Below are 22,355 nucleotides of genomic sequence, written 5' to 3' on the forward strand. Positions count from 1 at the left end.
ACATTAAAAAAAGCACGATAAAATTTTATTTTATCGTGCTTTTTTTAATGTATTCTATATTTTCTAAGTCGTTTAAACCTTTCTATTTCTCAGTATTTTATTAAATATCCTTTCTCTTAATGTGAAATATTTTTCACATCTTCTGGTTTGTGTTTGTATTTAAAAATAATCGCGAATAAGATGGTCACGACTAAAGAGAACAACGCGAAAATAATCCACGAATGTCTCCATCCTTCTACTTGTAAAACCAAATCTTCTTGGCTGTATACATAGTGATTCACTACCGCTTGTGCTAAGAACATACCGATGGTTGCTCCGAAACCGTTAGTCATCATCATGAATACTCCTTGAGCAGACGAACGGATATCTTCACTTGTTTCGTTATCGACATATAAAGATCCAGATACGTTGAAGAAATCAAAAGCGATACCATATACAATCATCGATAAGATAAACATCCATACGCCATTTCCAGGATCTCCTAATCCAAACAATCCAAAGCGCAATACCCAAGCAATCATCGACATCAACATTACCACTTTAATTCCAAAGCGCTTCAAGAAAAATGGAATCAACAAAATACATAGGGTTTCTGAGATTTGAGAAAGCGAGATTATCGCATTGGCATTACTAGCGCCCCAAGTACTCGCATACTCCGGAATATTCTTAAATGTCGTAATAAAAGGATTGGCATATCCGTTGGTAATTTGAAGGGATACTCCCAATAACATAGAGAAAATAAAGAAAATAGCCATTTTCTTTTGCTTGAATAAAGCGAACGCTTTTAAACCAAAGGCATCTGCCAAGGTGCGCTTTTCATCTGATTTATTCACTGGACAGTTTGGTAATACAAAGCTGTATAAAAACAGGATTACACCTAAAAATCCAGAGATATAAAACTGGTGGTAATCTTGTTGAAAACTGATAAAATTAGGGCTACTACTGAAGTTAAATCCTAGAGTGCCATCTGTATATCCGAAGAAATTCACAAATAGCATAGCGATGATAAAACCAATGGTTCCGAATGTACGTATCGGAGGGAAGGCTTTGATAACATCCAACTGATTTTGCTTCAATACGGTATAAGCTGTAGAGTTGGATAAAGCAATCGTAGGCATAAAAAACGCTACACTAATGCTGTATAAGGTAAAGATCGTTGTAAAATCTACGTTACTACCCGAAACATAACCATAATACCCTGTTGCAAACATAAAGAGTGCCGCTAATAGGTGGTTGATTCCCAATAAACGTTGAACTGGAATCCATCGATCTGCCACGATTCCCATAATAGCAGGCATAAATATAGACACAATCCCTTGCATGGCATAAAACGAACCAATTTTAGGCCCTAATCCTATAGATCCTAAATAGTTTCCCATTGACGTTAGATACGCTCCCCAAACCGCAAATTCGAGGAAGTTCATAAACGTTAGTTTAAGTTTTACATTCATAATTATTTCGTGTGTAGTGTATAGAAACAAACCGCATGCGTATGCCCCATGCGCGTTTTTTCATGGGTCATTTTAAATTCTTTCTTTTACTAATTGCAGGATTAAATCAAATTGTTCTTCTCTTGACAAATTTGAATTGTCTATTTCTACCGCATCTTCCGCTTTTACTAAAGGCGAATCTTTGCGTGAAGTATCAATTTGATCACGTTCTACCACATTGCGAAATACTTCTTCATATACCACAGTGCTGTTTTTTTCTTGTAATTCTTTGAAGCGTCTTTCTGCGCGAATCTCAGGAGTAGCAGTCATGAAAATTTTCAATTCTGCATCGGGAAAAACTACAGTTCCAATATCCCTACCATCCATAACAACTCCTTTTGCTTTACCTAAAATTTGCTGTTGTTCTACTAGTTTTTTTCGCACGGCTGAAACGGCTGCAATCTGACTCACAAATCGAGATACTTCTAAGGTGCGAATCAGCTCTTCCACATTTTCATCATTCAGGTAGATATCAGCGTATCCTTTGGACACATTGTATTCAAAGTGTACATCAAAGGTATCTAGTAGTTCAATCAAGCGTTCTTCGTCAAAAGACTTAGAGGAGATTAAACCTTTGCGCATGGCAAAAAGTGTCACTGCGCGATACATGGCACCGGTGTCGATATAGATGTAGCCTAATGACTTGGCCAATGCTTTTGCTAACGTACTTTTTCCAGTAGAGGAAAAACCGTCAATCGCTATAGTTATCTTTTTCAAATTTGAAAAATTTACAATTAATTCATATCAATAAGAACACCAAACATACTAGTGTTTGCTGCTGTGGTTTGGCGTGCATAAGAATAGTCGAATTTAAAGCGTTTCAGTTGTAAACCAACGCCCGCAGTTATCCCTGCGAAATGTCTGTTGTCAACAATTCGCAATTCCTCTCCTTTACGGAAGTTATAACCCAATCGGATTTGAAACTTCTTTCTAGGAAAAAGTTCTACTCCAACAATGAAATGTCGTAGTGCATTATTAAAAAATCCGACCTTTTCTTCTTTGAATTCTTCGTCTATAGACGTAGTTCCCCTATTGGGGTTTGAAAAGGACAAATCCCATTGTTGTAAATTATCTATTGTAATGTGCCATCGCAAAGGTACGTTTTCTAATTCTTTCGAAAGAGAAATTGCGACATCTAATGGTAATTTTTCTCGATAATCTGCATACGTTTGCAGTTGAGCCCCTAAGTTTCTGGCAGTTAAGGCAAAGTCCCATTGCCCAATTTCGTCTTTATAGAGTACACCTAGATCAATAGCTGCTCCAATAGACTGATAAGATTCCATCGAAGAGAACACAAACTTGACATTTGCTCCTACATACCAATCGGATTGTTCGATTTGATAGGAAGATCCCACGGTCAAAGCCACTTCATTACCTTTAAAACTTCCGGTATAACTTCCAAACTCATCATATCCTTCCATATCGCCATAGTTGATGAAGTTGACCCCAACAAATAGATTTCGCTTGGAACGAAAGGTTTTGGAATACCCTAAAGAACCATAATTGGCAACGCCATAAACCTTACTAAAACTCAAATCAAGCTGATTATCCATCGTTTCATTGATCACGGCTGGGTTCCAAAAGGCTTGACTCACCTGTTCAGTAAAGGCATAGTTTTTTCCTCCTAAAGCAGCTTGTCTAGGGGAAGAGGGTAAATTCAAAAACTGATAGGTATAGTCTGCTCCTACTTGACTATGCGCCTCTAGCGACAGTAAGTGGAAGACAAGTAAACAAATCCATACGATTGAATGCTTCATTTAGCCATTGGTATTATGTTGCTAATATATTACATTTTCAAAAACAATCGCAAAAAAGGAAGCCTAAGCTTTTTATAGGAGTTTGGCGATTTATTCTTAGGTTAAGTTTAAAACGTCAACCTTACTTAAGGACATTCAGGGATATAAAAAAAAGCAGTAGTCACTAGTCCTACTGCTTTTTTATTTTTTAATAAAAGGAGAAGCTATATGCTTACTTCGCTTTTTCTATGCTGAAATCTTTCGCTTTTTTCACTTTTTCTTCCAACAAGGCAATCTCCAATACTTCTTCCATGCGGTCGACATAATGGAAGGTTAACCCTTTTACATAGTCTTCTTTGATTTCTTCGATATCTTTTCTATTCTCTTTACACAAGATAATTTCCTTGATATTAGCGCGTTTCGCTGCAAGAATTTTTTCTTTGATTCCGCCTACAGGTAATACCTTTCCTCTTAGGGTAATTTCACCTGTCATGGCTAAATTCTTTTTCACCTTGCGTTGAGTAAAGGAAGAGACCATCGAAGTCAACATCGTAATTCCGGCACTTGGTCCATCTTTTGGTGTTGCACCTTCTGGTACGTGAATGTGAATTTTATACTGTTCAAATACATCTGAATCAATCCCTAACTCATCTGCATGTGCTTTAATATATTCTAGAGCAATTGTAGCAGATTCTTTCATTACTGTACCTAAGTTTCCAGTAATACTCAATCCACCTTTTCCTTTTGAAATAATAGATTCAATATACAAGATATCACCACCTACACTTGTCCAAGCTAAACCTGTAACTACACCGGCTACGTCGTTATTCTCATATTTATCAGCTTCAAAACGAGGCGTACCTAAGATTTTACGGATATCATCTTCCGTTACCTTTGGATTGTACTCTTCTTCTAAAACAATGCGTTTTGCAATTCCTCTCGCTACATGGGCCAATTGTTTATTCAATCCACGTACCCCAGACTCACGCGTATAATGCGTTACGATGAACTCCATTTGTTTTTTTCCAATGGTTAAATCCTTCGCTGTTAAACCGTGTTCTTCCAATTGTTTTGGCAACAAATGTTGTTTTCCGATTTCCACTTTTTCTTCAATCGTATACCCTGTCATTTCAATAATTTCCATACGATCTCTCAAAGCAGGTTGAATCGTTGACAAGCTATTTGAAGTAGCAATGAACATCACTTTAGACAAGTCATATCCCATTTCTAAGAAGTTATCATAGAAATCGCTGTTTTGTTCTGGATCCAATACTTCTAATAAAGCTGAAGAAGGGTCTCCATTATTACTCACGGATAATTTGTCAATTTCATCTAACAAGAAAACAGGGTTTGATGTTCCGGCTTTTTTCAAACTTTGAATAATTCGCCCTGGCATCGCACCGATATACGTTTTTCTGTGTCCTCTAATTTCAGCCTCATCACGTAAACCACCTAGTGAAATACGAACGTATTCACGACCTAGTGCTTTGGCGATTGACTTTCCAATCGATGTTTTTCCAACACCTGGAGGACCATATAGACATAGAATTGGAGCTTTTAAATCATTGCGCAATTTTAAAACTGCCATATGCTCTAAAACTCTTTTCTTTACATCTTCGATTCCGTAATGGTCTTTATCTAAAATCTTTTGCGAGCGTTTTAAATCAAATTTATCTTCCGAGTATTTACTCCAAGGTAATTCTAATAAAAGTTCTAAATAGTTACGTTGAATACCAAATTCAGCTACCTGCGGATTCATGCGTTGCCATTTCATCAATTCTTTGTCAAAACGCTCACGTACCTCTTTATTCCACTTTTTCTCTTTGCCTTTTTTGCGCATTTCCTCAAATTCCTCCTCATTTGAAAACCCTCCCAATTCTTCTTGGATGGTCTTCATTTGTTGGTGTAAGAAATACTCTTTTTGCTGCTGATCTAAGTCGATACGCACTTTAGTTTGAATCGTATTTTTCAGCTGTAACTTTTGCAATTCAACATTCATCAAACGCAACGTTTCATACGCGCGTTCTTTTAAATCGTTGATACGCAACAAGCGTTGTTTATCTTCCACCGTCAAGTTGAGGTTAGAAGAAACAAAATTGATTAAGAACGAATTGCTCTCGATGTTTTTTACTGCAAAAGAAGCCTCTGAAGGAATATTTGGGTTTTCTTTGATAATCTCAACCGCCAATTCTTTAATGGAATCCACAACTGCTGAAAACTCTTGATCATCCCCTTCTGGGCGTATTTCATCGCATTCTTTTACTGTCGCGGTTAAGTATGGGTTTTCTGAAACTAATTCAACAATTTCAAATCGCTTTTTTCCCTGTAGGATTACAGTTACGTTTCCATCAGGTAATTTTAAAACCTTAATAATTCGCGCTACGGTTCCTTGTTGGTGAATATCTTGTAAACCTGGGTCTTCAATATCCTCATTTACTTGAGCAACCACTCCAATGCTTTTTCCCTTTTTATTTGCTGCTTCAATTAATTTAATTGATTTATCTCTTCCTGCGGTAATTGGAATCACCACTCCAGGAAATAAAACCATATTACGCAAAGGCAAAATTGGCAATTCAACCGGTAGTTCCTCATTATTCATTTCTTCTTCATCTTCCTGACTTAACAGAGGAATGAACTCAGAATCACCGTCTAAGAAATCATCAAGCATCAAATTATCTAATGTTATTATTTTTTGGTTTGCCATATTATAAATATCACGTCATTATGTCAGTAGCTATTATAGTACTGTAAACAACAAAAAACACAAGTCGTTTACTATCAGTCATTTCAGCTACTTATTAGTTTTATACTACCTTAGTAGTTCAATCTTTATGCCATAAAAAAACCTTGCATAAAGCAAGGTCTTATGTCAGTTTATATATTTATCAAATATTATAGTTCTGGGATACCTGGATCTGTTCCTGGGCCTCCTGTTCCTGGATCAGTGATAATTACTTCTTTCATGGATAACTTCGCTTTGTAGTCCCCAAAGTTCAATGTAATCACTTGTCCTTCTTTTGATTTCAATTTAAACGTAAATTTACCTGCGTACGTTTTTTTGTTGTCAATCGTTAAGTTTTCAATCTTATCGATTTTAAAGTAACTTCCTGCTAACGCTGCATCTTTTTCATCTGAAACATAAACCACTCCATTTTCTGAGGTATATTCTACGCCTACTTTTGAATAATCGTAATTACCAATAGGAAGTGTTTTGTCGAAGCTAATCTTTAGCATACGCTTACGCATCGATTTACTTCTTGCATTCATTACAATCTTACCATTTAGAATATCCCCTTCAAATTTTGAAAACACATCCATATCCTTAATATCTTCTCCGTTGATGTTGGTAAAAATATAACCCGCTTCATTGGTTCCGATACGCTCGTATGGGATATTCTCAAACTGTCCTGTAATTCTAAACGATTCTTTCAAGTATTGATTCAATGGTGATGGCAATAATAGACTGCTGAAGTTTCCACTAACCAACATATCATTGCGATCGATATTTGTAATCTTAATTATTCCGTTATTGCGTTTTGGATTTGCTAAGTCTGTAGAATTGAAAAATTCAAAACCGTTATCGCCAACACTATAGGTATAGTCTAAGGTATTGATGTTTGTTGGAAAGTTCCCTACTTGGAATTTCAAAATTTTCATATCAAAAAAGTGACCTTGCATCAAATCATCAATATAGAATTGAAATTCACCATTTTCATCAACATATGCATTAAACTTCTCTTTCTTAACAAATGTTGTATCTGGAAGTGTAACTGTAAAATAGGCTGGTACTCTGAAATCTGGATCAACAAAATCATCATCTGAACTACTACATGACGAAACTCCAACACCACATAAGGCTAACAAACTTGCACCAAACAATATCGAATAAATTCTCTTCATAATTTAATATTCTAATTACAGATTCAAATATATATATTTTAATAGATTTTAAATATTTTTTAACAAAAATAAATTAACAAAAAATCTTCTTTTTAATTCTTCTTGTCTTTTACACGCAATAATAGGAAAAAACCAACGATAAAAAACAGAATTAAAAACAAAATTGCATTTTGCATCTTCCCTGTCAAATCACTGATTAACCCATAAATAGACATCCCTACCACAATTCCAATTTTTTCTGTCACATCATAAAAACTAAAAAAAGAAGTTGTATCTGTCGTTTCAGGTAAAAGCTTAGCATAAGTAGAGCGTGAAAGCGATTGTATCCCGCCCATCACTAAACCAACAAAAGCAGCAGCCACATAAAACTCATTGGGCGTAATAATAGTATAAGCATAGATACAAATAAAAACCCAAAGTACATTCAAGACACACAATGTTCGAATATTGCCAATGCGTTTAGACAAACTAGAGGTAGCAAAAGCTCCAAGGATAGCAATAATCTGAATCAGCATAATACTGACGATTAATCCCATACTTCGTTGTTGATCATCAGCCCAAGCAATTTCTTTTTCTCCAAAGAAAGCTGCAATAATCATCACGGTCTGCACCGCCATACTATACACAAAGAACGCAACTAAATAGCGTTTTAGTATAGTGTGTTCCTGCAAAAGTCCCCATACTTTCTTTAATTCTTTAAATCCTTTAAAGAAAATCTCTCGGGTTAGTTTCTTATCGTTTTTAAAATCAGGCAGTCGTCTAAAGGTAATCTGGCTAAAAGCAATCCACCAAACCCCAACTAAAATAAAAGACATTCGCATGGCCTGCGTCGCATCTTCAAATCCCAACTTTTCAGCATTCATCACCAAACCAAGGTTGATAACCAATAAAAGTACACTTCCGATATAACCTAGCGCGTATCCTTTGGCACTGATTCGATCTTGTTGTTCTTCAAAAGCAATATCAGGTAAATAGGAATTATAGAAAACTAAACTCCCCCAGAAGCCAATCAATCCCATCATATAAATCAGTAAACTCCACCCAAAATAGTCCAAGCTAAAGAAATAAAGAAGCATACAGGAAGTTGCACCAATAGCACAAAAGAGTTTCATAAAAAACTTCTTTGTCCCGAGGTAATCGGCAATTCCCGAAAGCAAAGGAGATATAATAGCAATCAAAAGAAAGCCCAAAGCGGTGATGTAACTAATGATACTCTCACTGTTCATCTCTATGCCAAAAAACGAATAGCTATTAATAGCTCTCGCACGGAATAGCATCCCATAATATAAGGGAAAAATAGAAGAAGAGATGACTAACGCATAAACCGAATTGGCCCAATCATAAAAGGCCCATGCATTTAATAGTTTAGGATCTCCCTTTTGGAAGTTTTTCATCTTGTTGAATATAAATAGCTCGCTAAAATAGAAAAAGCCACCTAGAGTCGGTCGCTTTTTCTATTTTATTTTAAAATGTAACACCATATTTTGCAGCTTCTGCTTTGGCTGCAGGAATTAATTTCTTCAGATTATCAATACGCTCTTGATTGGAAGGGTGCGTACTTGTAAAAGAAGATCCTCCGCCTCCACCGCTATTTGCAGCCATACGACTCCAAAAAGAAACCGCTTCGTCTGGATTATAACCAGCAATTGCCATTAACGTCAATCCTATTTTATCAGCTTCTGATTCGTTACTTCTACTAAAAGGCAACATAACACCATATTGACTCCCCAAACCAAAGGCCATCCCTAACGCCTGCTTTGTTCCTTCTTTACTATTTGCTGTAGCAGCATCTAATCCTAAAGCAGCAGCTTGTTGCAGCATTGCTGCACTCATGCGCTGTTGTCCGTGGTTTGCCAAAGCATGCGATACCTCATGCCCCATAACGGTTGCAATTCCAGCATCTGTTTGACAAATCGGCAAAATCCCCGTGAAGAACACAATCTTCCCTCCTGGCATACACCAAGCATTTACCTCTTTATCATCTACTAGATTGTACTCCCAACGGTAATCTTGTAAATAGGTAGGATATCCATTCGCTGTCAACCATTTTTCAGCTGCTATTCGAATTTTATTCCCAATATCTTCAATACGCTTTGCATCTTTTGTTCCTTTAATTACTTTGTGCTCTTTTAAGAACTCTCCATACTGCTGAAAAGACGATGGGAATAAAGAAGCATCGGACACAAAAGCCATGGTACTTTTTCCACTAAATGGATTTGTCTTACAACCACTTAGCAAAAGAAGAATGCCTAAAGTTAAAACTAGTTTTTTCATTCTATTTTTTCTTCAAAAATAAAACTATTCTTTTATGTTTAACAAATTAGCAGCAGCTTTTGTTGGAAAGCTTTTTTGTCTTTTTGTTAGTTGCTTTTTTGTTGAACTTCATGCTAATCCAATAAATTTTCTTTCAAACAGAAGAAGATTTGACATACAACGAGATACCTTACTAAAATACAACCCACAAAAAAACAAATCGAAACGAAGTGCAGATTCATCGAACACCAAAACAAAATATAAACCTAGTGAGATAAAAAAACTTCCCCAAAAAGACCTCTCCCAATATATTTTGTACTTTTGCTTTAAATGTTTTTAACTCATGCAAGACAATTCTAAAAAAGCAAAACATTCCTTAGAAGTTCCTAAGTCCATTATTTGGACAGGAAAATTCTTACAGTTTTTTTCGCTTCCCTTAGCGGCTAAATTTGCACAGAATCTCTTTATCACTCCTATAAAATTCAAAACACCTAAACGAGAAAAAGAGATGCTTACCAAAAGTAAGCGCAGTAAATTATACGTCAATGCCATCAAAAAGGACATTGTGATGTATGAGTATGGCATCAATAAAAAAGCAAACAAAAAGGCTTTGTTGATTCACGGTTGGAATGGTCGTGGTACTCAATTGGTAACAATTGCCAATATTTTAATTCGACAAGGATATGATATTGTAAGTTTTGACGCACCGGGTCATGGCTTTTCTCCTAAAACAAAAACAAATCTAACAGAATTTATTGCTGCTGCTTTCGAAATCGAAAAACAATTCGGTCCATTTGATTTAGTGGTTGGACATTCTTTAGGTGGAATGACCACAATGAATGCTTTACGCGATGGACTTAAAGCAAAGAAGGCTGTTATCATTGGCAGTGGTGATGTTGTACAAGATGTTATTGAAGATTTCATCAAACAACTTCAGCTGAAACCACAGATTGCAGACATCATCAAAATGCGTTTTGAAAAACAATTCAACCGCACCATGGATAGCTATTGTGTACATACTGCTGCGGAACAAATTGACATTCCATTGTTAATTATACACGACGAAGACGATGTAGATGTTCCAATTAAAGCGGCTTATCAAATCAAGAAACACGCGGTAAACAGTCAATTAATGGTTACCTCTGGATTAGGGCATCGCAAGGTATTAGGAGATAAAAAAGTCATCGAGCGCATTCGAGATTTCACCCAAGAATAAACACAGCACCATCAATTCAAATCTTATGAACAAAGACAAAAATACAACAGAACAAGAGTGGAAAGAAATCCTGACAGAGGAACAATTCTACGTTTTAAGAGAAAAAGGAACAGAGCGTCCTTTTACTGGAGCTTATACCGACTTTTACGAAGCTGGAGAATATGCATGCGCGGGTTGTGGTCAACTTTTATTTGATGCCCAAACGAAGTTTAATTCCCATTGTGGTTGGCCTTCATTTGATCAGGCTATTGAAGGAAGTGTTGAGTATATCAAGGATTTATCGCACGGAATGGTTCGTGTAGAAGTGGTCTGTTCAAATTGTCAGGGGCATTTAGGACATGTATTTCCTGATGGACCTCAAGAAACAACAGGGCATCGTTACTGTATCAATTCTGTTTCTATTACGCATCAAAAATAAAAACAAAGGCTCAGAATCAGATTCTTCTTGTTCTGAGCTAATATAGCAATTGAATTTCCTTTAATCCAAAGGCTAATTCTCCTTGATTTTCCGTCTCAATGACTAATTTTCCATAGGGCGTTACATCTCGAATTATCCCATTGAAACGCGCTCCATTTGGAGTTTCAAAAGCAGAAATCTTATCTTTTCGAAACAGATGAGTTTTATATGCTTCCCATAAGGCATCTGCATTCCCCTGTTGCAAAGCATCATACCCTTCTTTTAATTCTGAAAGCAACGCGTGTAATATTATATCCTTATCAAATTGCTCTCCTGCTAGTAATGCTAAAGAACTAGCCTTACTCATCTCAGGGAAATAGTGTTGATTGACATTAATACCAATTCCCACAATTGAAAATATTTCCCCCTTAGCTTTGATGATATTTTCGATCAATATGCCACTAATTTTCTTATTTGCAGACAAAATGTCATTCGGCCATTTGATAAAAAATGGCAGATTTGTTATTTTTTTTAAAGTGCTTGCAACGCTCAATGCAATCATCACATTCAGATCAAAAACCCCCTGAAGGCTATCGGGCTCACTCTTCATCAACACACTAAAAGTCAGATTACTACCTGCTTCAGAAACCCAACTTGTTCCTCTTTGTCCTTTGCCAGCGAATTGATTTTCCGTGACAATTGTCGTGAAGTTTTCCAAATCGCAATTTGTTAACATCTCTCTTAAATAGGCATTTGTGGATGCAGTGGCATCGAGTTTGATGATATTCATATAAAATTATTGTAGTCTAATCAGAAGCGATTCACTATATTTGAACCCAAAATTAGGAAACATATTTTTGTTAACTTGAAGAAATTTAGATAAAATCAATAAATGACAAACAAAACTATCAACAACGACGAATTGATTGCTAATATTATCAAAGGAATTGAAGCTGTAAAAGGGGAAAATACGACGATTTTAGATTTAAGAGAAATAGATAACACACCTTGTGATTATTTCATTATATGCGATGGGAATTCGAATACGCAAGTCAATGCGATTGCAGGTTCCGTTCAAAAAATTGTATCAAAAGAATTACACGACAAACCTTGGCATGTTGAAGGTGAGATTAACGCAGAATGGATTTTAATGGACTATATCAACGTTGTAGTACACGTGTTCCAGAAATCTATCCGCGAATTTTACAACTTAGAGAGCTTGTGGGGAGACGCAAAGATTACGAATATCAACAGCCAATACTAAACTTTAAAATTTATTCTTCATGGCGGGAAACATAAAACCAAACCAAAACAAACCCAAATTTAGCCCGTGGATTTTGTACGCGAGCATTGTGGTTATCGTATTGGTTATAAACTTTTTATCGAACGGCAGCGGTGTTGGAGATTCCAAACAGCTGAGTCTTTCTAAATTTTTCGATTACCTGAAAGAAGGTAAAGTAGAAAAAGTAGAATTTAATCGTTCTGTTGCTAAGGTATATTTAACGAAAGATGCTTTACAGAGTAAAGATTTTGAAGAATTACAACGAAAATCAATCCTAGGCAAAGAAAGTACAGGTCCACAATTTGTAACTGAAATTGGTAACTCAGAAATTTTTCAAAAGAAATTAGATGAGGCTGCTGGAGAAGGTAAACTAGTGGAGTACAAATCAGAGGCTGAAAGCAATTGGGGAGATTATTTTATTAGTTTCCTTCCGATCATCATTATCATCGGATTCTGGTTATTCATGATGAGAAGAATGACTGGTGGCGGTGGTGCTGGCGGAGGCGGACAGATTTTCTCTATTGGAAAATCTAAAGCGAAGCTATTTGATGAGAAGAATGACATCAAAGTAACTTTTAGCGATGTAGCTGGATTAGAAGGAGCGAAAGAAGAAATCGTAGAAATTGTGGAGTTCTTAAAGAACCCAGAAAAATATACCTCTATTGGAGGTAAAATACCAAAAGGAGCCCTTTTAGTAGGACCTCCAGGAACAGGTAAAACGTTACTAGCAAAAGCAGTTGCGGGTGAGGCAAAAGTGCCTTTCTTCTCTTTATCAGGTTCTGATTTCGTAGAGATGTTTGTTGGAGTTGGAGCATCACGTGTACGTGACTTATTCAAACAAGCAAAAGAGAAATCTCCAGCAATTATTTTCATTGATGAGATTGATGCTGTAGGTAGAGCCCGTGGAAAAAGTAATTTCTCTGGATCGAATGATGAAAGAGAAAATACATTGAACCAATTACTGACTGAAATGGATGGTTTTGGTTCTCATACTAATGTGATTGTATTAGCTGCAACGAACCGCGCAGAAATCTTAGATAAAGCGCTTTTACGTGCAGGACGTTTTGACAGACAAATTTATGTTGATCTTCCAGATGTTAAGGAAAGAGAAGCTATTTTCAATGTTCACTTACGCAACATTAAACGAGTAGATAACTTAGATATCGATTTCTTAGCAAAACAAACACCGGGATTCTCTGGTGCTGATATTGCAAACGTTTGTAACGAAGCCGCTTTAACAGCAGCTCGTAAAGACAAAAAAGAAGTAGATATGCAAGACTTCTTGGATGCAGTAGATCGAATCATTGGTGGTCTTGAGAAGAAAAACAAAATCATCACGGTAGAAGAGAAATATGCAATTGCAATTCACGAAGCTGGTCACGCTACAGTAAGCTGGATGTGTGAACACGCAGCGCCACTTGTAAAAGTAACTATTGTTCCTCGTGGACAAAGTTTAGGAGCTGCTTGGTATTTACCAGCAGAGCGCCAAATTGTACGCACAGAACAGATGTTAGATGAGATGTGTGCTACTATGGGTGGACGTGCTGCAGAAAAGATTGTTTTTGACAAAATTTCAACGGGTGCTTTAAGTGACCTTGAAAAAGTGGCTAAACAAGCTAGAGCAATGGTTACCATCTATGGTTTAAATGAGAAGTTAGGAAACATTACATACTACGATTCATCGGGTCAAAATGAATACAACTTCAGCAAACCATACTCAGAAGATACAGCGAAGGTTATTGATGAAGAAATTTCAAAATTAATCGAAGGTCAATATGAGCGTGCACAAGCAATCTTAACTGAACACAAAGACAAATTAATCCAATTGGCTGATTTACTTTGTGAGAAAGAGGTGATTTTCCAACAAGATTTAGAAAATATCTTTGGTAAACGTCCTTTTGACAAGTCAGAAACAGAGGAAAATACGATTCAACCTCAAACGGATACAGAAAACACAATCGCTTAATCAAGCATTGCTGAGAATCAATATAAAAATCTTAACTTAAAGACTCATTTAAGTTAAGATTTTTTTTATCTTTGAAAATAATAAATTTTATACATTACGACACTTAGCGTATGAGCTTTCTAAAGAAGTTAATTAGCGGATTTATGTCAAAACAAAGCAACGAAGAGGCTGATGATCGAAGAAGCCAATATCTTCCAGAAACTGTTATGCCTGTTGATGACCTATTCACTGTTAACTTTAAGAATAACGGCGGTAAGTTTTTATACTGTGATACTCAAACAGAATTACAAGAAACTTTCGTCAATGTTTTACTAGAAAATGATTGGTTTGAAAAAGAAGCTTTAACGAACGAAAACCAATTTCACTCGTTATTGAAAGACAACAATATTCGCTTTGTCAATTCCAAACAACCTGTTTTCTTTGTTTCTTCTTGTGAGAGTTTAATCGCTGATGATGGTGCTATTTTATTTTGCGACAGACAACTCAAAGATTTTAAACCACATGAAATTCCCGACAATGTTATCATCATTGCAGCAACAAGCCAAATTACACGCACTAAAAGCGACGGGCTTCGTGAAATAAAAAGAAAATACAGCAGTGCATTGCCTACTAATATTACGGCAATCAATTGCTTTAAGCCTTCTGCCAATCAAGATTTCTTAAGTTATGGCAGATCCCCTAAAAACTTATATTTACTTTTATTAGAAGATCTATAATTATGTCTGAAACCGTTAAAAGAACAATATCTGGAGTAATCTATATTGTTCTGCTTCTAAGTGCAACTTTGTATGATGCACTAACTTTCAAAATACTATTTGGATTTTTTATGATTGTAGCTGCTTATGAATTTGCTAAATTGATTCAGCTATCAAAATATCTTTGCGTGGGTTTGAGTTTAGTTGCTGTAGCAGCTATTTTCCAAGACCGTATAGCGCTTCCAGTTCAAACGTTGGTGATTATCACTTTTTTAATTTTACTAGCCATTACGGCAGAATTATTCACCACACGTAAACCTAATCGAAGCGTACCGATTAAGATTATTCTATTCCTAGGTTATATCCTAGGTACTTTTTTGGCTTTTTTACACCTTCCTTATACACCCGAAGGATATCAACCTCAAATTGTTATCGGTATTTTAATTTTGGTCTGGACCAACGATACCTTTGCTTACATTGTGGGGAAGAAATTCGGTAAACACAAGCTATTCGAGCGCATTTCTCCTAAAAAAACTATCGAGGGTTTACTAGGTGGAATTGTATTCGCGATTATTGCATCACTAGTACTAAATCACTTTTTTACATCATTAAATGTGTATATTTGGATTGCAAGTGCTATTTTTGTAGGATTATTTGGAACACTTGGGGACTTAGTTGAATCTCATTTCAAAAGAGAAGCCGGTGTTAAAGATAGTGGCAAAATCATGCCAGGACACGGAGGTATCTTAGATCGCCTAGACAGCATCTTGTTTATCTCACCATTTTTGTATATCATTTTTCAAATTTTATAAGTCATGTTTCATAAAGAAGGAACTAAAATTATTTTTTTCTCGTTAGTAGTAGCTGTAATCTTTATTGTAGTATTAGATTATGTTATAACGATTGATTGGTTAAGAATGACCTTGTCATCTATTATTCTAGCACTGCTAATCTTAGTATTGCAATTCTTTAGAAATCCAAACAGAAGCATTACCCCTAACGACCACGTTATTGTAGCGCCTGTTGATGGAAAAGTAGTTGTAATAGAAGAAGTTTATGAGCCTGAGTATTTTAAAGATAACCGTTTAATGGTTTCTATCTTTATGTCGCCGATTAATGTACACGTTACGCGTTATGGCTTGAGTGGATTGATTAAATACAGTCAATATCACGCAGGAAAATACTTAGTAGCTTGGCATCCTAAGGCAAGTGAAGAAAATGAAAGAACAACGGTTGTTATTGAAAATAACGTTTTCGGAGAAGTAATGTACCGTCAAATTGCAGGTGCATTAGCAAAGCGTATTATAAACTATGCTAAACCTGGCATGCAAGCGATTCAAGGAACGGATGCTGGTTTCATTAAATTTGGATCTAGAGTGGATTTATATTTACCGATTGGAACAAAAGTAGATGTGGTACTAAACCAAAAAGCTATTGGAAACAAAACGGTAATTGCAAAAAAACAATAATGAGCGAACAACTAGATAAAGACTTTTTAGAAGCCTACAACCGAATTTCAAAGGAAGCTAGAAATTTGGCTCCAGATGTTATGCTGCGGATTTACGCGTACTACAAACAAGCGACAAATGGTTTGAGTCATCAAGACTTTGAACACATGTCTCATGATTTGAAAAAAGCGTTTAAATTCAATGCCTGGACTCAGGTGAGTCACCTATCCACAGATCAAGCGAAAGCTGAATATATCAAACTTGCTCAATCTATTTTAAGCGAAGGATGAAAAACAGAACGTTAGTAAACCTCGTGTTTCTCTTTCTTGTCGTTGTGACATCGTCTTGTAGAAAGAAAAACGAACTCATTGAAGTTGAGATTCCTAAAAGAGAGACTTTTGTTGTAGAGAAGAAATCAGTTCTTGGACAAGAAAAAGTCAAAACGAAACAGGGTCCTTTTGAGATGCATTCGCTTTCTTTTCAATACGAAGAAATTGAAAATTTGTTTAAACCTGAAGATTTAGCGCTCCACTATGGAACTATCCATTTGGATTATGCGAATCGTTTAAACACAGCTATTCACGGTACACCTTATGTTACCGATAGTTTAACTGCTATCTTAACTAAAGTTACCCCAGCACAGGCCGAAATAACGAATTTAGCAGGTGCCTATTACAACCACAATTTCTTTTGGCAGTCTATCAACAAGAATACAACAACTAGCCCAAATACAGGCTTATCTGCCTTAATTTCATCTAGTTTTGGTTCCTATGTTAATTTAAAAGCTGAGATAACGAGAATTGCCGTTGAGTTTGAAGGTTCTGGATGGTTGTGGTTAGTAGTTGATCACCGCAATAATTTGACATTGGTCACTACAGAAAACAACGGAAATCCAATTTCCATGCGATTAGGGAAACCTTTATTAGTGATTGATCTATGGGAGCATGCTTACTTGCCTACCTATAAAAATGACAAAGAGAAATACATCAAAGCTTTACTTCCTCATTTGAATTGGGAATTTGCTAATCAGAAATTGAATGATTAGATAGTAAAACATAAAATAATATATACAAAAAAGGCGAAAGAGTACTCTTTCGCCTTTTTTGTATTATATGTTTGATTCAGAAATTTTCTGATTCAAAAGGTTCTTTTTTATGTACTCTTAATCAAAAGGTTATCCTGTTAACTGGCAAATTGCCATTTGCCACTACGCGATTTTCACCATCATCCATCACACCATCATCCATCACACAATCACCCATACCCCATAACTCATACCCCCTTACCCCTTAAAAAGGAACATCATCATCATTAAACACATCACGTGCTGGTGGTAAATGTTGGGTCATATTTGCTCCTTCGTTAATTGCAGAAGAATATACCCCATCTCCACCTGCGAAACCTTCCATGCGTGCATCTTCATCCAAGTTGTCAAACTTACCGTACATTCCTAAGAATTTCAGACGGATATTATCCAATCCACCATTTCTGTGTTTTGCTACGATAAATTCAGCTTGTCCTGCTGTAGGAGAACGGAACTCATCATCCCATTCTTCAATTTTATAGTACTCTGGACGATAAATAAACGATACGATATCCGCATCTTGCTCAATAGCTCCAGACTCCCTTAAATCGGATAATAAAGGCCTTTTAGACGTTCCCCTTGTCTCTACCGCACGCGATAACTGAGACAAAGCGATTACGGGTATATCCAACTCTTTCGCTAAGGCTTTTAAGTTACGAGAAATGGTCGAAATCTCTTGCTCACGGTTTCCTCCTCCTTTTTGACTTCCCCCCGCTGTCATTAACTGCAAGTAGTCAATTACAATAAGTTTAATTCCGTATTGAGAGGCCAAACGCCTTGCTTTTGCACGTAAATCGAAAATAGACAAGGAAGGTGTATCGTCAATAAACAACGGCGCACGTTCTAAGTCTTTTACTTTTACGTTCAATTGCTCCCATTCATGTTTTTCTAGTTTACCTGTACGCAGTTTCTCCGAAGACAAACCTGTTTCTGAAGAAATCAAACGCGTGATTAGCTGTACTGAAGACATCTCCAAGGAGAAGAAAGCTACACCAGCTCCTGCTTCAATGGCAATATTACGTGCCATCGATAATACAAACGCCGTTTTTCCCATCCCGGGACGTGCAGCAATAATAATCAAGTCACTCGGCTGCCATCCTGAAGTTAGTTCATCCAATTTATGGAAACCCGTAGGTAACCCACTCAATCCTTCTTTGGTACTAATCTCTTCAATACGCTTTTTGGCTTGCGCCACTAAGCTTTGTGCCGTCTCAGAACTCTTTTTAATATTTCCTTGTGTAACCTCATACAATTTAGCCTCCGCTTTATCTAATAAATCGAAAACATCGGTTGTTTCATCGTAGGCATCTTCGATAATTTCATTGGAAATACGAATCAAACTACGTTGAATAAACTTTTGCAGGATTACACGCGAGTGGAATTCAATATGCGCAGAAGAACTAATCTTTTGTGTCAAACTAACTAGGTAGGCATCCCCTCCAGCCATATCTAATTTGGCATTTTTACGAAGTTGAGCCGATACAGTTAGCAAGTCAATGGGTTGGTTCCCAACGAATAATTGATCAATTGCTTCAAAAATATACTTGTGTCCTTCCTTATAAAAAGCTTCTGGTTGAAGTATATCGATTACTTCGTCAATCCCCTTTTTGTCAATCATCATTGCACCTAGAACAGCCTCCTCAAAATCAGTAACTTGAGGTGGTAATTTCCCTTTTTCTAAAGCAATAACATCTTTAGTAAAAGAGCTGGCGTAGGTACGTATATCTTTTGCTTTTTCCATAATGCGAAAATAACTCTTTTTTTAATGCTGTTCGCGTATTCTCTTTACAATCAATAAAAATAAACTTTTTTCATTTGATTCAAGAAATATTGAAGCACAAAAAATCCGAGTGTAAACTCGGATTTTCATTTTTTTTTTATCTTGTCATTTAGCTTCTGTACTCTCCCATTTCGAAGTACTTTTCCATGCGTTGGTTCAGTAACTTGTCTAGTGGAGTTTTAGCCAATTCTTTGTATGTTTTTTCAATATACGTTCTCACTGAATTAAAAGTAGCTTCTCTATCTGAATGTGCTCCTCCTAATGGTTCAGCGATGATATCATCAACTAACTTATTCTTTTTCATATCATAAGAAGTCAATTTTAATGCATCTGCCGCTTGTTCTTTATATTCCCAGCTTCTCCATAAGATCGAAGAACATGATTCTGGTGAAATTACAGAATACCATGTATTTTCTAACATGGTAACACGGTCACCCACACCAATACCTAATGCTCCACCTGAAGCTCCTTCACCAATAATAATACAGATGATAGGCACTTTAATACGGAACATTTCATAAATATTACGTGCAATAGCTTCTCCTTGTCCTCTTTCCTCTGCTTCTAATCCTGGGTATGCACCTGGAGTATCAATCAAAGTAACGATTGGAATATTAAATTTCTCAGCCATTTGCATCAAACGCAAAGCTTTTCTGTATCCTTCTGGATTTGCCATCCCGAAGTTTCTATACTGTCTTGTCTTTGTGTTGAATCCTTTTTGCTGTCCTACGAACATAAAACTTTGATCTCCAATTTTCCCTAAACCACCGATCATTGCTTTGTCGTCTTTTACATTTCTATCACCAAATAATTCTAAAAATGTATCGCCACAAAGTGCTTTAATATAATCAACTGTATAAGGTCTGTTTGGGTGTCTTGACAATTGTACACGTTGCCAAGGAGTCAAATTCTTATATATCGTTTTCTTTGTCTCTTCTAATTTCTTCTCGATTTGTGAGCAAGTCGTCGATACATCTACATCAGATTCTTCCCCGATTAACGTACATTTTTTTAACTGCTCCTCAAGTTCTTTAATAGGAAGCTCAAAATCTAAATATTCCATTTATGAATAAATTTTAGTTTCAATTACTAATCACAAAGATAAAATTTTCCTCTATATAGACATACTATATTTTGGCAACTTTTATCTTTTTCCTGTTTTTAACAATAGCATTTAGTACTACTGTGCTTAATATTAACAAGGCACCGACATAAAATTCGGGGCTCATTTTTTCACTGTCTTTAAAAATTAAAATGGCTAATAGAATCCCATATACAGGTTCTAGATTGATAGTTAGCATCACGGTAAACGGTGTAATATACTTCATAACATAAACCGATCCGATAAAGGCAAAAGCGGTACAAAATGTACCTAAAACCAACAACCACAGCCAATCTGTTGTTGTAACGGTAAAGAACTCTACTGTAAATCCTCCGCTAAACAAAAGATATAAAGAAAGAATCAGCAATCCGCCGACCATTTCATAAAAGGTAATAATAGAAGCGGAAGAATGCTGTGCAAATTTACCGTTGATAATTGAAAAAACGGCGGATAAACAAGCAGCACTTAAGGCCAATAAAATTCCCTCTACATATTCCGTACTCACACTAAAAATTAATCCTAATGCACAAACAACGATAAAACCAAAGAAAACTTCGTAGGCAATAATCTTGCGTTTATAGAAAATCGGTTCTAGAATGGAAGTAAAAAAGGCGCCTGTTGACAAACAAGCCAAGGTTACGGATACATTAGAAACCTTGATGGCCCAGAAAAAAGTCAGCCAATGCAAGGCAATGACAATTCCAGCGGCTAAAAATCGAGTAATATTACTTTTACTGTCCTTTAATGTTTGTCGTTTAAAAGCGAATAACAAAAGTAAGGTGATTACAGCAATAACAATTCTGTACCACACCAAAGGTAGAGCATCTAGTGTAATTAAATTACCTAAAATAGCTGTAAACCCCCAAACGAAAACAATGAGGTGTAACAGTAAATTACTCTTTACATTATCTGCGAGCATTTCGTAATAAAAATATAGCTAAAATTGAGAACGTGACGTTAGGAATCCACACGGCCACCAACGGTGACATACTTGAAGCTTCAGCTAACACACTAAAAATCTTATCAAAGAAAACATAGATAAAAGCTAACGCAATACCGATAGCTAAGTTAATTCCCATACCCCCTCTTCGTTTCATCGAAGATACAGATACGGCGATAATCGTCAAAATAAAGGCCGATACAGGCACACTGTATTTTTTATACAACACCACCAAATGTACATTGATATTAGAAGATCCGCGCATGCGTTCTTTTTCAATAAATCTCTTTAGTTGACCTAAAGTCATGGTTTCTGCTGCATATACGACAGGACTCAAATCATCAATATCGAATTCCAAATGCAATTCTTTGGAATCAGCAAACTCTAAAACATCACCCGCATCACCTACTTCTCTTTTGAAATAGTCATATAAGGTATACAGTTTCGTTTCTTCATTCCATTCAATGCGTTTGGCGTCGATTTTTGAAACTAATTTATTGCCATCAAACTCTTCAATGGTGAAATTATACCCCGTATTTGTACTATAATTAAAGTTACTTACAAAGATAAATTCGTTGGCATTGATTTGTTTGAATACGTTCTGACTCTCCCGAACCTCGTCTCTCTTTAGGTATTTATAACGGAAATCATTATATCCGGCACTTGCTTTAGGTACAATATACATGGACATGGCAAGTGCTAAGAACGAGATTAAAGTCGCTCCAATCAAATACGGACGTAAAAATCGAGTAAAAGATATTCCAGAACTTAAAATAGCCACAATTTCTGTGTTATTTGCCAGTTTGGAGGTAAACCAAATAATGGAAATAAACAGAAATATGGGGAATAACATATTGGCGAAATAGACCGTAAAATCCAAGTAGTACATCATGGTTGCTTGAATAGGCACCTTGTTCTCTAGGATTTTATTGATCTTTTCAGAAACGTCAATGACAATACCAATAGGTACAAATAGCAAGAGCATCACAAAAAAAGTGGCTAAATATCGCTTTAAAATATACCAGTCTATAATTTTCATCTGTACCCTACTTTTGCTATTTGACGT

At 36.2% G+C, this 22,355-nt stretch carries 21 protein-coding genes; 9 read left to right on the top strand and 12 right to left on the bottom strand.

Annotation, left to right across the window (positions count from 1 at the left end):
- Nucleotides 1-116: 116 nt before the first annotated feature.
- The 7 genes from M2306_RS11095 to M2306_RS11125 all read right to left on the bottom strand — a co-directional run bounded on the left by M2306_RS11095 (nt 117) and on the right by M2306_RS11125 (nt 9,400).
- The gene (locus tag M2306_RS11095) at nt 117-1,451 is read right to left on the bottom strand and encodes an MFS transporter (protein ID WP_259187835.1); all 1,335 of its coding nucleotides are present in this window, start codon (nt 1,449-1,451) and stop codon (nt 117-119) included.
- Nucleotides 1,452-1,523: 72 nt separating this feature from the next.
- Entirely contained in the window at nt 1,524-2,207 is a 684-nt protein-coding gene (cmk, locus tag M2306_RS11100) for a (d)CMP kinase (protein WP_002990236.1), read from the bottom strand.
- A 17-nt stretch (nt 2,208-2,224) separates the two neighbouring features.
- Nucleotides 2,225-3,247: a type IX secretion system protein PorQ gene (gene porQ, locus M2306_RS11105; protein WP_259187833.1), complete on the bottom strand. Its 1,023-nt coding sequence runs from the start codon at nt 3,245-3,247 to the stop codon at nt 2,225-2,227.
- A gap of 211 nt (nt 3,248-3,458) precedes the next feature.
- Nucleotides 3,459-5,930, bottom strand: coding sequence for an endopeptidase La (gene lon, locus M2306_RS11110; protein ID WP_002990232.1), 2,472 nt, complete (start codon nt 5,928-5,930; stop codon nt 3,459-3,461).
- 188 nt (nt 5,931-6,118) lie between these two features.
- Nucleotides 6,119-7,126 carry a hypothetical protein gene (locus M2306_RS11115; protein WP_115092578.1) on the bottom strand — a complete coding sequence of 336 codons (1,008 nt, stop codon included), beginning with the start codon at nt 7,124-7,126 and terminating at the stop codon, nt 6,119-6,121.
- Between the two features lie 92 nt (nt 7,127-7,218).
- Nucleotides 7,219-8,520 carry an MFS transporter gene (locus M2306_RS11120; RefSeq protein WP_115092577.1) on the bottom strand — a complete coding sequence of 434 codons (1,302 nt, stop codon included), beginning with the start codon at nt 8,518-8,520 and terminating at the stop codon, nt 7,219-7,221.
- A gap of 70 nt (nt 8,521-8,590) precedes the next feature.
- On the bottom strand, nt 8,591-9,400 hold the full coding sequence (locus tag M2306_RS11125) for a M48 family metalloprotease (RefSeq protein WP_259187831.1): 810 nt from the start codon (nt 9,398-9,400) through the stop codon (nt 8,591-8,593).
- A gap of 322 nt (nt 9,401-9,722) precedes the next feature.
- On the opposite strand from M2306_RS11125, the gene M2306_RS11130 reads away from it, so the two are divergent.
- The gene (locus M2306_RS11130; protein WP_115092574.1) at nt 9,723-10,595 is read left to right on the top strand and encodes an alpha/beta fold hydrolase; all 873 of its coding nucleotides are present in this window, start codon (nt 9,723-9,725) and stop codon (nt 10,593-10,595) included.
- Nucleotides 10,596-10,620: 25 nt separating this feature from the next.
- Nucleotides 10,621-11,013, top strand: coding sequence for a peptide-methionine (R)-S-oxide reductase MsrB (msrB, locus tag M2306_RS11135; protein WP_115092573.1), 393 nt, complete (start codon nt 10,621-10,623; stop codon nt 11,011-11,013).
- Nucleotides 11,014-11,050: 37 nt separating this feature from the next.
- Here the strand turns inward: msrB and M2306_RS11140 are convergent, their stop codons facing one another.
- Nucleotides 11,051-11,782 (bottom strand): biotin--[acetyl-CoA-carboxylase] ligase, encoded by a 732-nt coding sequence (locus M2306_RS11140; RefSeq protein ID WP_259187827.1) that lies wholly within the window; start codon nt 11,780-11,782, stop codon nt 11,051-11,053.
- Between the two features lie 102 nt (nt 11,783-11,884).
- Here M2306_RS11140 and rsfS point away from each other — a divergent pair, with 102 nt between their 5' ends.
- The 7 genes from rsfS to M2306_RS11175 all read left to right on the top strand — a co-directional run bounded on the left by rsfS (nt 11,885) and on the right by M2306_RS11175 (nt 17,428).
- Nucleotides 11,885-12,256, top strand: coding sequence for a ribosome silencing factor (rsfS, locus tag M2306_RS11145; RefSeq protein WP_002990216.1), 372 nt, complete (start codon nt 11,885-11,887; stop codon nt 12,254-12,256).
- A gap of 19 nt (nt 12,257-12,275) precedes the next feature.
- Entirely contained in the window at nt 12,276-14,240 is a 1,965-nt protein-coding gene (gene ftsH, locus M2306_RS11150) for an ATP-dependent zinc metalloprotease FtsH (protein WP_002990214.1), read from the top strand.
- Between the two features lie 143 nt (nt 14,241-14,383).
- Entirely contained in the window at nt 14,384-14,956 is a 573-nt protein-coding gene (locus tag M2306_RS11155; RefSeq protein WP_002990213.1) for an LUD domain-containing protein, read from the top strand.
- A 2-nt stretch (nt 14,957-14,958) separates the two neighbouring features.
- Complete coding sequence (locus M2306_RS11160; protein WP_115092571.1) at nt 14,959-15,747, top strand: phosphatidate cytidylyltransferase; 789 nt, start codon at nt 14,959-14,961, stop codon at nt 15,745-15,747.
- 3 nt (nt 15,748-15,750) lie between these two features.
- Nucleotides 15,751-16,404, top strand: coding sequence for a phosphatidylserine decarboxylase family protein (locus M2306_RS11165; RefSeq protein ID WP_115092570.1), 654 nt, complete (start codon nt 15,751-15,753; stop codon nt 16,402-16,404).
- Complete coding sequence (locus M2306_RS11170; RefSeq protein ID WP_002990207.1) at nt 16,404-16,673, top strand: acyl-CoA-binding protein; 270 nt, start codon at nt 16,404-16,406, stop codon at nt 16,671-16,673. Before M2306_RS11165 ends, M2306_RS11170 begins: the two co-directional genes overlap by 1 nt.
- Complete coding sequence (locus tag M2306_RS11175) at nt 16,670-17,428, top strand: superoxide dismutase (protein ID WP_259187826.1); 759 nt, start codon at nt 16,670-16,672, stop codon at nt 17,426-17,428. The genes M2306_RS11170 and M2306_RS11175 overlap by 4 nt, the downstream gene beginning before the upstream one ends.
- A gap of 244 nt (nt 17,429-17,672) precedes the next feature.
- Here M2306_RS11175 and dnaB read toward each other — a convergent pair whose 3' ends face one another.
- The 4 genes from dnaB to M2306_RS11195 all read right to left on the bottom strand — a co-directional run bounded on the left by dnaB (nt 17,673) and on the right by M2306_RS11195 (nt 22,328).
- The gene (gene dnaB / locus M2306_RS11180) at nt 17,673-19,208 is read right to left on the bottom strand and encodes a replicative DNA helicase (protein WP_002990202.1); all 1,536 of its coding nucleotides are present in this window, start codon (nt 19,206-19,208) and stop codon (nt 17,673-17,675) included.
- A gap of 148 nt (nt 19,209-19,356) precedes the next feature.
- A complete protein-coding gene (locus M2306_RS11185) occupies nt 19,357-20,310 on the bottom strand; it encodes an acetyl-CoA carboxylase carboxyltransferase subunit alpha (protein WP_115092568.1) in 954 nt (317 codons plus the stop codon).
- Nucleotides 20,311-20,374: 64 nt separating this feature from the next.
- Nucleotides 20,375-21,268 carry a DMT family transporter gene (locus M2306_RS11190; protein ID WP_115092567.1) on the bottom strand — a complete coding sequence of 298 codons (894 nt, stop codon included), beginning with the start codon at nt 21,266-21,268 and terminating at the stop codon, nt 20,375-20,377.
- Nucleotides 21,255-22,328: an LptF/LptG family permease gene (locus M2306_RS11195; protein WP_259187825.1), complete on the bottom strand. Its 1,074-nt coding sequence runs from the start codon at nt 22,326-22,328 to the stop codon at nt 21,255-21,257. Before M2306_RS11195 ends, M2306_RS11190 begins: the two co-directional genes overlap by 14 nt.
- Nucleotides 22,329-22,355: the final 27 nt, after the last annotated feature.

This window comes from Myroides gitamensis (assembly GCF_029894455.1).
Lineage (GTDB): Bacteria > Bacteroidota > Bacteroidia > Flavobacteriales > Flavobacteriaceae > Flavobacterium > Flavobacterium odoratum.

Coding starts and splice junctions, on each gene's coding strand:
- M2306_RS11160 (WP_115092571.1), top strand. CDS start 14,959: ATGTCTGAAACCGTTAAAAGAACAATATCTGGAGTAATCTATATTGTT.
- msrB (WP_115092573.1), top strand. CDS start 10,621: ATGAACAAAGACAAAAATACAACAGAACAAGAGTGGAAAGAAATCCTG.
- M2306_RS11170 (WP_002990207.1), top strand. CDS start 16,404: ATGAGCGAACAACTAGATAAAGACTTTTTAGAAGCCTACAACCGAATT.
- M2306_RS11095 (WP_259187835.1), bottom strand. CDS start 1,451: ATGAATGTAAAACTTAAACTAACGTTTATGAACTTCCTCGAATTTGCG.
- M2306_RS11130 (WP_115092574.1), top strand. CDS start 9,723: ATGCAAGACAATTCTAAAAAAGCAAAACATTCCTTAGAAGTTCCTAAG.
- M2306_RS11125 (WP_259187831.1), bottom strand. CDS start 9,400: ATGAAAAAACTAGTTTTAACTTTAGGCATTCTTCTTTTGCTAAGTGGT.
- M2306_RS11175 (WP_259187826.1), top strand. CDS start 16,670: ATGAAAAACAGAACGTTAGTAAACCTCGTGTTTCTCTTTCTTGTCGTT.
- dnaB (WP_002990202.1), bottom strand. CDS start 19,208: ATGGAAAAAGCAAAAGATATACGTACCTACGCCAGCTCTTTTACTAAA.
- M2306_RS11115 (WP_115092578.1), bottom strand. CDS start 7,126: ATGAAGAGAATTTATTCGATATTGTTTGGTGCAAGTTTGTTAGCCTTA.
- M2306_RS11155 (WP_002990213.1), top strand. CDS start 14,384: ATGTCAAAACAAAGCAACGAAGAGGCTGATGATCGAAGAAGCCAATAT.
- M2306_RS11120 (WP_115092577.1), bottom strand. CDS start 8,520: ATGAAAAACTTCCAAAAGGGAGATCCTAAACTATTAAATGCATGGGCC.
- M2306_RS11140 (WP_259187827.1), bottom strand. CDS start 11,782: ATGAATATCATCAAACTCGATGCCACTGCATCCACAAATGCCTATTTA.
- lon (WP_002990232.1), bottom strand. CDS start 5,930: ATGGCAAACCAAAAAATAATAACATTAGATAATTTGATGCTTGATGAT.
- M2306_RS11185 (WP_115092568.1), bottom strand. CDS start 20,310: ATGGAATATTTAGATTTTGAGCTTCCTATTAAAGAACTTGAGGAGCAG.
- M2306_RS11190 (WP_115092567.1), bottom strand. CDS start 21,268: ATGCTCGCAGATAATGTAAAGAGTAATTTACTGTTACACCTCATTGTT.
- porQ (WP_259187833.1), bottom strand. CDS start 3,247: ATGAAGCATTCAATCGTATGGATTTGTTTACTTGTCTTCCACTTACTG.
- ftsH (WP_002990214.1), top strand. CDS start 12,276: ATGGCGGGAAACATAAAACCAAACCAAAACAAACCCAAATTTAGCCCG.
- rsfS (WP_002990216.1), top strand. CDS start 11,885: ATGACAAACAAAACTATCAACAACGACGAATTGATTGCTAATATTATC.
- M2306_RS11195 (WP_259187825.1), bottom strand. CDS start 22,328: ATGAAAATTATAGACTGGTATATTTTAAAGCGATATTTAGCCACTTTT.
- M2306_RS11165 (WP_115092570.1), top strand. CDS start 15,751: ATGTTTCATAAAGAAGGAACTAAAATTATTTTTTTCTCGTTAGTAGTA.